At 72.8% G+C, this 8935-nt stretch carries 7 protein-coding genes; 5 read left to right on the forward strand and 2 right to left on the reverse strand.

Going from position 1 to position 8935, the window contains the following annotated elements; all coding sequences use genetic code 11:
• The first annotated feature begins 540 nt into the window (after positions 1–540).
• From ACZ7SW_RS19490 to ACZ7SW_RS19500, 3 genes are read left to right on the forward strand one after another with little or no spacing between them, the layout of a single operon-like run.
• Positions 541–1557 (forward strand): ParB/RepB/Spo0J family partition protein, encoded by a 1017-nt coding sequence (locus ACZ7SW_RS19490; protein ID WP_470231809.1) that lies wholly within the window; start codon positions 541–543, stop codon positions 1555–1557.
• A gap of 12 nt (positions 1558–1569) precedes the next feature.
• Positions 1570–2862, forward strand: a complete 1293-nt coding sequence (locus tag ACZ7SW_RS19495; protein ID WP_470231810.1) for an acyltransferase domain-containing protein — start codon at positions 1570–1572, stop codon at positions 2860–2862.
• Positions 2863–2886: 24 nt separating this feature from the next.
• Complete coding sequence (locus ACZ7SW_RS19500) at positions 2887–3651, forward strand: thioesterase II family protein (RefSeq protein ID WP_470231811.1); 765 nt, start codon at positions 2887–2889, stop codon at positions 3649–3651.
• A gap of 245 nt (positions 3652–3896) precedes the next feature.
• Here the strand turns inward: ACZ7SW_RS19500 and ACZ7SW_RS19505 are convergent, their stop codons facing one another.
• Positions 3897–5579 carry a non-ribosomal peptide synthetase gene (locus tag ACZ7SW_RS19505; RefSeq protein WP_470231812.1) on the reverse strand — a complete coding sequence of 561 codons (1683 nt, stop codon included), beginning with the start codon at positions 5577–5579 and terminating at the stop codon, positions 3897–3899.
• Entirely contained in the window at positions 5576–6817 is a 1242-nt protein-coding gene (locus ACZ7SW_RS19510) for an ATP-grasp domain-containing protein (RefSeq protein ID WP_470231813.1), read from the reverse strand. The genes ACZ7SW_RS19505 and ACZ7SW_RS19510 overlap by 4 nt, the downstream gene beginning before the upstream one ends.
• A gap of 149 nt (positions 6818–6966) precedes the next feature.
• Here ACZ7SW_RS19510 and ACZ7SW_RS19515 point away from each other — a divergent pair, with 149 nt between their 5' ends.
• Together ACZ7SW_RS19515 and ACZ7SW_RS19520 are read left to right on the forward strand one after the other, a co-directional pair.
• Positions 6967–7449 (forward strand): transposase, encoded by a 483-nt coding sequence (locus ACZ7SW_RS19515; RefSeq protein WP_470231814.1) that lies wholly within the window; start codon positions 6967–6969, stop codon positions 7447–7449.
• Positions 7450–7692: 243 nt separating this feature from the next.
• Complete coding sequence (locus tag ACZ7SW_RS19520) at positions 7693–8931, forward strand: aminotransferase class V-fold PLP-dependent enzyme (RefSeq protein ID WP_470231815.1); 1239 nt, start codon at positions 7693–7695, stop codon at positions 8929–8931.
• The last annotated feature ends 4 nt before the right edge of the window (positions 8932–8935 follow it).

The raw sequence follows: 8935 nt of genomic DNA on the forward strand, positions 1-8935 counted from the left end.
GAGGCTCGATTATCTCGCCGCGCGAGTGGCGCGGAATAGGGGTAATCAATTATCTTGTCGCGTGCGGTGCGTCTCTCGGCCAAGCATTGGCGACGGCAACGGATACTGGAAACCGCTCGAGTCGCCAATTCCTTACGGGCGCGGGAGCCCGGGAATGTCCGGCAGGCGCGGCCGCCCTTGTTCATTCGTCGGTCTTGACAGACTGCGCTATCGTTCACGGCGTACCGCTGCCCCGCCCGGAGGGTGTTGCAGGCGCGGCATTCCCGCCCCGCACGACGGCTGGCTCTCACTGCACCGACGCAGGTGTTCAACTGTTTAACGAACCGCCCGAACGGACCAGTCATTTGTCCCCGGTTGCGGTGAAGAGTTTCCCGTTGCTAGGGTCATCTTGTTGGTTTACGCCGAAATAGCCGGAGAAATACCGGGGTCGTTTCCGGGCGCATTTCCGGTGTTCGCCGACCGCGATCGCGGCGCAGCCCGGGTGTCCGTCCGATCCCGCGGCCCCCTGTCCTGATGTCCCCATATCCGCATGGAGCGCTGATGGTGCAACCGGATCTGCCGCCGGAGGACGGGGTTCGAGGAGAGTGCGCGGACTGGGCGCGGGCCGAACTGGAAGGCTGCCCGGTGGCGCTGGTCGAGGTGGCGCGCCTGTCCGCGGCGGGATGGGTGCGCGGCGGAGGCGAGGACGACGCCCACGTCGGGCTGCTCGCGGAAACCGAGGCGGAATTGCCGCCGATCGTCGTGCACGCCCCGTCCATGCGCGTCATCGACGGGGTGCACCGGGTGCGCGCCGCGGCCGTCCGGGGCTGCCCGCGCATCGCCGCGGTGCTTTACCCGGGGAGCGCGGAGGACGCTTTCGTGCTGTCGGTGTGGCTGAACCGGGTGCACGGGCTGCCGCTGGACCGGGGCGACCGGCGGGCGGCGGCGGAGCGGATCCTTGTCTCGCACGGACATTGGTCGGATCGCCGGATCGCGGCGGCGGCCGGATTGGCCGCGGGAACGGTGGCCGGGTTGCGCGCGTGTTCGACTGGCCAGAATGGTCAGTTGGACAAACGGGTGGGCCGGGACGGCAGGCGCAGGCCGGTGAACGCGGCGGCGGGCCGCCGGCTGGCCGGGAAACTGCTCCTGGCGGAGCCGGGCGCTTCGCTGCGTTCGGTGGCCCGCCGGGCCGGGCTGTCGCCGGCCACGGTGCAGGACGTGCGGCGGCGGCTGGCGGCCGGCGACGACCCGGTGCCCGCGCAGCGGCGGGGATCGGCTGCCCCGCCGCCGCGTCCGGGGCAGTCCTGGGCGGTCTCGGCCGCGGAGCTGCGCCGGGCGCTGGACCAGATGAAACGGGACCCCGCGCTGCGCTTGACCGAATCCGGCCGGGCGCTGCTGCGGTGGCTGGACCGGCACGCCGCGGGCATCGCCGAATGGGGCCAGCTCGTGCAGGCGGTGCCCAGCCATTGCCGCGCGCTGGTCGCGGATTTCGCCAGGGTGTACGCGGCGGCCTGGGCGGATCTGGCCGGGTCGCTGGAGGACAGCGGTCCGGCCGGACTCGAGATCGCCCAGGGCTGAAGGAGAAACGTGATGCTGCACCTGATCCCGCTGACCGGGGCCACGGCCGCGGAACTCGAAGACCGCACCGCCGCGCTGGCCGCCGAGCTGGAGACCGCGGCGGGCGGGCTGGCCGCGGTGGCCAAAGCGATGCCGCTGGACCCGGCGCACCGGCACCGGCGCTGCGTGCTCGCCTACGACACGGCGCACGCGCTGGCGACCGTCCGGGACCGGGACACCCGCTGGCTCCTGACGAGGTCGCCGTCCGAGGAAGGACCCGCGACGGCGCCGTCGGTCGCGGTGCTGTTCGCCGGGTTCGGCAAGCTGTCGGTGGTGCGCGGATCGGATCTGTACGACCGGCTCGGCCGGTTCCGCGCGGTGGCCGACCGGCTCAGCGACATGCTCGCGGCCGAGTTCGGAGTGGACCCGAGGCAGGCGATGTTCGCGCCCGCGGACGATCCCCGGTCGGCGGAGTACGAGGAACTGCTGCGCCGCAACACGATCGGGCATCCGGCGCTGTTCTTGCTGGAGTACGCGCTGCTGCGGGTGTGGCGGGACTGGGGCGTCGAACCGGCGACGATGCTGTCGCACAGCCTCGGCGAGTACGTCGCGGCCACGGCCGCCGGAGTGCTGGACGCCGAGGACGCGCTGCGGCTGATCGTGCGCCGCGCGCTGATGGTCGACGAACTGCCGCAGGGCCGGATGCTCGCGGTCTCGTTGTCCCGGGAGGAGCTGGAACCCTATCTGCGCGAAGGGCTTTGGCTGGCCGCGACGAACGGGCCGGACGTGAGCATCGCGGCGGGCGGCGCCGCCGACACCGAGGAACTGCGCGCGCGGCTGACCGCGGACGGCGTCCGCTGCGGGCTGCTCGACACCACGCACGCCTTCCACACGCCGAAACTGGAGCCGGTCCGCCCGCGCCTGGTCGAACTGGCCGCGTCGATGACCAGGAGACCGCCGCGGCTGCGGTACGTGTCGTGCCTGACCGGCGCCCGGCTGAATCCGCGCCAGGCCACCGATCCCGAGCACTGGGGACGGCACATGTGCTCGCCGGTGCTGTTCACCGAGGGACTGCGCGCGCTGTGGCGGCGTCCGCCCGGGGCGGTGCTGGAGATCGGACCCGAGCAGACGGCGCTGAACATGGCCACCCGCTTCCTCGCCTCCAGCGGCGCCGAACCGGCTCCCGTGGTGGCGTCGCTGGCGCCGTCGCCGTACTGGGAGTCCGACACCGACAGCCTGCTGGCGGCCGCCGCCCGCCTGTGGCTGGAAGGCGTGCCGGTGAACTGGGAAGCGATCCGGTCCGACCGGGCCGCGGCGGAGAACTGACAACTCTGGACAGGAGCGCACCGCATGGCCGCACCGACCCGCAATCCCTGGACGCTCACGCCGCAGCCTCGTCCCGGCGCCGCCCTGCGGCTGATCTGCCTGCCGCACGCGGGCGGCGGCGCGGCGGCCTACCGGGACTGGCCGGGGTGCTTCGGCAGCGACGTCGAGGTCGTCCTGGTGCAGCTGCCCGGCCGCGAGAACCGGATGTTCGAGACCCCGCACTCGCGGATGGACACCCTGGTCCCGGCGCTGGCCGAGCACCTCGGCCCGCTGACCGGGGGCCGGTACGCGTTGTTCGGGCACAGCATGGGCGCGCTGGTGGCGTTCGAGCTGAGCCGGCGCCTCGCGGCGGACCGGCGGCCGGAGGTGCTGATCGTGTCCGGGCACCACGCCCCGCACCTGGAGCGCACCGGCCCGCACCGGCACGCGCTGCCGGAGGCCGAGCTGGTCGCCGAGCTGCACGAGCTGGGCGGGCTGTCGCCGGAGGTACTCGAGAATCCCGAGTACCTGAAGCTGGTGCTGCCCACGGTGCGCGCGGATCTGGCGGTGGTGGAGGAATATGTGTGGCCGGGCGGGGAGCCGCTGGGCCATGACCTGGTCGCGCTGGGCGGGGCGGAGGACGGGATGGTGCCGCCGTCGGATCTGCGGGCGTGGGAGCGGCATACGACGGCGCGGTTCAGCCATCGGGTGTTTCCGGGCGGGCATTTTTATTTGCAGGAGCAGCTTGTCGACGTGGTGGACGAGGTGCGCCGTGCGCTGGTGTCGGGGGAGCGGCAGGGGGCTCGGTAGTCAGCGGTCGGATTCCGCGGATCCGAAGGTGCCGTCCGCGCGGATCTGGCGGGCCGCGCGGTGGTCAGCGGTCTTCCAGTGACCGGGCCAGTTCGCCCGCCGTCTCGGCGAGCAGGAGGTCGGCGAGAGCGACCGGCAGTCAGGTATTTCTCGGTGCAGGGGCGGCTCGTTGACGTGATTGACGAGGTGCGTTTGTCTCGGCAGCCCGCAGCGCGGCCCGGGAGCCAGCTCGCGCCGCGCGGTAGTCAGTGCTCTTCCAGTGACCGGGCCAGTTCGCCCGCCGTCTCGGCGAGCAGGAGATCAGCCAGCGCGATCGGCAGCCCGGTCGCCCGGCGCAGTTCCGCCGCGACCCGGTTCATCCGCAGGGAATCGCCGCCGAGTTCGAAGAAGTTGTCGTCCATGCCGACTGTGTCCACGTCGAGTACCGCTTGCCAGGTTTCGGCGACCAGCTTCTCGGCGGGGGTGACGGGCGCGGGGCCGGACTCGGCCGTCGGCGCGCCGGGCACCGGCAGGGCAGCGGTGTCGACCTTTCCGTTGGGGGACAACGGGAGCGCCGGGAGCTGGAGCAGCGAGGACGGCACCAGATAGGCAGGCACCCGCTCGGCCAGCCACGCGCGGAGCGCCGTCAGATCCACCTCGTCCCGTTCGGGCACCACGTACGCGAGCAGCCGGGAGCCGCCCGCCTCGTCGGGGACGCCGAGTGCGGCGGCGGCGCGGACCGCGGGGTGCTCGCCGAGGCAGGATTCCAGTTCGCCGGGCTCCACCCGGAAGCCGCGGACCTTCACCTGCCGGTCGGCGCGCCCGCAGAACTCCAGTGCGCCGTCCGGCAGCCGCCGCACCAGGTCGCCGGTGCGGTAGCGCCGGGTGCCGTCCGGGCTGGCGACGAACCGGGCGGCCGTCGCGCCGGGGCGGGCGTGGTAGCCGCGGGCCAGGTTCGCGCCGCTGACGTAAAGCTCGCCGGTTTCGCCGTCGGGCACCTCGTCGAGACGCTCGTCCAGCACGTGTGCGGAGACCCCGGCCAGCGGCCGTCCGATCGGCATCGTGGTCCGGCCGTCCGCGGCCAGTTCGCCGAGACCGGGCTGGAGGGTGGCGAAGGTGGTGCACTCGGTCGGGCCGTAGCCGTTGACCAGCTGGGTGCCCGGCGCGAGCGCGGCGGCCTGGCGGACGACGTCGGCGCGCACGGTGTCCCCGCCGGCGAACAGCAGGCGCAGTCCGGCGGGCAGCCGCTTCTCCGCGGTCACCAGCTCGTGGAACAGCCCGGCGGTGAGCCAGGCGACGCTGACCTGCTCCTGATCCAGGAACTCCAGCAGCTCACGGGTGCCCAGCGCGCCGGGCGGCGCGAGGACGAGAGTTCCGCCGCGGGCGAGTGCGCCCCAGATCTCGAAAGTGGAGGCGTCGAAGGCCAGCGGCGCGTACTGCAGGACCCGGTCGCCCGGTTCGATGCCGAGCCCGGGATCGGTCACCAGATTCGCCACGGCCTCGTGCGTGGCCACCACGCCCTTGGGCGTGCCGGTGGAACCGGAGGTGTAGACCAGGTAGGCGGAACCGCCCGGCAGCGGAGCCTCGGGCCGGGCAGTGTCCACAGTGGAGTCGAGGGCGGCGGTGCCGGTGAGCACGAGCCGTGCCCCCGAGTCGGCGACTATCCGGTCCCGGTGCGAATCCGGGTGGCCGGGGTCCACCGCGACGTAGAAGCCGCCGCATTTCAGCACGGCGAGCATCAGCACCACGGCTTCGGCGCCGCGCGGCACCTGGAGCACGACCGGGGTTTCGCGGCGCACGCCCAGCGCGGCCAGCGCACCGGCCAGTTCGTCCGAACGGGCCTTCAGCGCGGCGTAGGTCAGCGTGCCGCCGGAGTGCCGCAGGGCGATCGCCTCGGGCGTGGCCGCGGCCTGGCGGTCGACGAGTTCGGGCACGGTGCTGCCGGTCATCGGGCCACCTCCGGTTCGGCCGCCGGGCGAATGGTTTCGCCGACGAGTTGGCTGAGGAAACGCAGTTGGGGGTGGTCGGCGACGGCGCCGTAGACGGTGCCGATCCGGGTGCTCGCGCCGGTGGCGACAGCGGGCAGGACGCGGGGCAGGTCGGCGAGGTCGACTTTGCTCACGCCGGGGAGGCCGCGGGCGGCGCTTGCCCCGTCGATGCGCCGCACCGCTTTGGCTCCGTCCGGTGCCAGGACGAAGTGCTGGAAGGAAACCCGGTCCCACCGCGGCCGGTCCGGAGCGGCGTCGATACCGAGCGCGGTCAGCAGGGCGAGCCGGATCAGGTCCGGGCCGCCCGCGCGCCGGACCAGGTCGGCTACGTGCCCGCCGAGCCGTCCGTTGACTTCCAGCAGTCGCGGCCCGGCCGCGGTCAGCTTGATCTCGGTGTGCGTCAGGCCGTGCCGGAAGCCGAGCGCGGCGAGCGCGCGCCGGGTCAGGTCTTCGGTCTCGGCCCGAAGATCGCTGGGCAGGTCCGCCGGGACGAACATGCCCGTTTCGCGGAATCCACTGGCAAGAGGGAACTTCCCGGTGACCGCGAGCGGAACAGTGGTGCCGCCGGTGGTCAGCGACTCCACACTGACGTAGTCGCCCCACGCGCCGAGCGGTTCTCCGGCAAGGAATTCCTCCAGCACTAGCCGGGTCTCGGGTCCGGCGAGCAGGCGCGCGGCCAGTTCCCGGCCCTCGCCGGGCGAGCTGACCAGGTAGGTGTTCCGGCTGGACCCGCCGACCGCGGGCTTCAGCACCGCGGGCAGGCCGACGGCGGCCAGCGCGGCTTCGAAGCCGTCCGGGGTATCGACGCGGGCGATCCGGGTGGCGTCGACCCCGGCCTTCGCGAGCGCGGCCCGCTGGGCGGCCTTGTCGGTCAAGAGTTCCGCGGTTTTCCGGTCCTGGTAAGGAAGTCCGAGCGCCTCGGCGAGCTCGGCGGTGCGCCGGAGCTGATACTCGGCGAAGGTGACGATCCCGGCCACGCCCCGGCGGCGCAGCTCCGCGGCGGTGCGGCGGGTGTCCCAGCCGGTGGCGTCGAGGGTTTCGCCGAGATCGGCGAGCAGGCCGGACACCTCGGCCGGGTGCTCGTCGGCCCGGTCGTAGACGAAGAGCGGGGCGCACCGGCCGCGCGCGGCACGCAGCACCTCGGCGGGCCCGGCCGAGCCGAGGTCGTAGACGACCGCGACCTTCGGCGGTGCGGGCATAGTTCGCTCCCGGAGTGCTTTTCGAAGGGGATTTTCCGGGCCGACTCTATCGGCGGCCCCGGCTCTTGTCATCGACGGCGAAACGCGGGAAATGGCTGGGCAATGAACACGATTGCCCGATCGGCGGCGGCGGTGCGATGGTCTTTTCCATGGCCGATGTGTTGATGCGGAGATTGGTTCCGGACGAGTTGTGGGAATTGGTGGAACCCCTGTTGCCGAAAGCCCCGAAACGCCCGCAGGGCGGCGGCCGGGCCCGCGCCGAGTCGCGCCGGGTGTTCGCCGCGGTCGCGCTGGTGCTCAGCGGGCAGACCTCGTGGCGGTCGGTGCCGCCCGCGTTCGGGGTGGCCGTGCCGACCGCGCACCGCTGGTTCGCGCGGTGGACCGAGGCCGGGGTGTGGGACCGGCTCGCACTCGCCGCCGAAAGCCGCGAGATCGACCCTGAGCTGGACGAATGGCTCACCTTCCTGGTCGAGTCCGCGATCCGCCGGGCCGGGGCGGCCGACCAGCGGAGCATGTCCGCGATGGCCGCGGGCGCGCCTGCCGAGGTGCCGGTGCGGCTGCCCGGCCAGATGCCGCGCGGCGACGTCCAACTGAGACGGCGCGAGCCGGGTCCGGTCCGCGTAGCGGTCTGAGCCGACCTGCGGAAATACGCGGAAAGCAATAGCGGCGATGCTGTCTTGGATCGCCTCGGCGAGTGTTCGAAGCCGCTTGCCCCCGCGTTTTCCAGTGGTAGTGTCGAAGGCGTCCGGCAGTGGTAAAAACTAATTGCCGGAATTCATTCGCCCCTTGGCGCGGCCGCATCTTTTCGTATACCGGCGCGCGATCGCGGGCCCGGTCCCATGCTTGCGGCACTAATACCCTCGGAGGTTGCTGGCGTGTGCGGCGGTCGGACGAAGCTTGCCGATCCGGAGCTGGGCGGCGTGCCGCGCTTCGACATCGCGCGGGCTCGGGCGGAGACCACCGGCTGTGCCGGGGTGATCCACCTGAACAACGCGGGGTCGGCGCTGATGCCGGGTCCGGTGCTGGACCGGGTGGTCGGGCACCTGGAACTGGAGGCGCGGATCGGCGGGTACGAGGCCGCCGAACTGGCCGAGGCGGCGGTGGCCGGGGTCTACGAGTCGGCGGGAGCCCTGCTCGGCTGCCTGCCGTCGGAGGTCGCGCTCACCGAGAACGCCTCGCGCGCCTGGCAGGCGGCGGTGCGGGCGGTCCCGCTGGCGGCGGGCGACCGGATCGTGGTCGGCGCGGCCGAGTACGTCAGCAACCACCTGGCGCTCGAGGCGGTCCGCGCGGCCACCGGCGCGGACGTCACCGTGGTCCCGGACGACGAGCACGGCCGGTTCGACGTCGAGTACTTCCGCGAGGTGCTCGACGAGCGCACGAAACTGGTGGCGCTGACCCACGTCCCGGTCTACGGCGGGCCGGTGAACCCGGTGCGCGAGGTCGGCGGGCTGCTCCGCGACGCGCCGGCGTTCTACCTGGTCGACGCGTGCCAGACGGCCGGGCAGCTGCGGCTGGACGTGGCGGGCATCGGCTGCGACCTGCTGACCGCGGCGGGCCGCAAGTATCTGCGCGGCCCGCGCGGCACCGGGCTGCTCTACGTGAACTCGGCGAGGATGCCCGAACTGCGCGGCGCCTGCCTGGACACGCGCGGGCTGCGCTGGTCGGGCGACGGGCAGGTCAGCGCGCGCCAGGACGCGCGGCTGTTCGAGAGCTGGGAGGCCAGCTTCGCGATCCGGCTGGGGCTCGGCGCCGCCATCGACTACGCGCTGGACTGGGGCCTCGACGCGATCTGGGAACGGATCCAGCTGCTGTCGGCGCGGCTGACCGAGCGGCTGGGCTACGTGCCGGGCGTGCTGCTGCCCGATGACGCCGCGGTGGCGCCGAGCGGGCTGGTCCGGTTCCGGCTGCCGGGCGCCGATCCGCACCGCGTCCGCCGGGAACTGCGCCGCGGCGGCGTGAACGTCTCGGTCTCCGAACGCGAGCTGGCCCCGCTGGATCCCGCGCAGCGCGGGGAAACCGCGCAGCTGCGCGCCTCGGTCCATTACTACAACACCGAAGACGAGATCGACCGCTTCGGCGACGCACTCGAACTGCTGCTCAAAAAGGACGCCTGAGAAC

This window comes from Amycolatopsis sp. NPDC114484 (genome assembly GCF_055633755.1).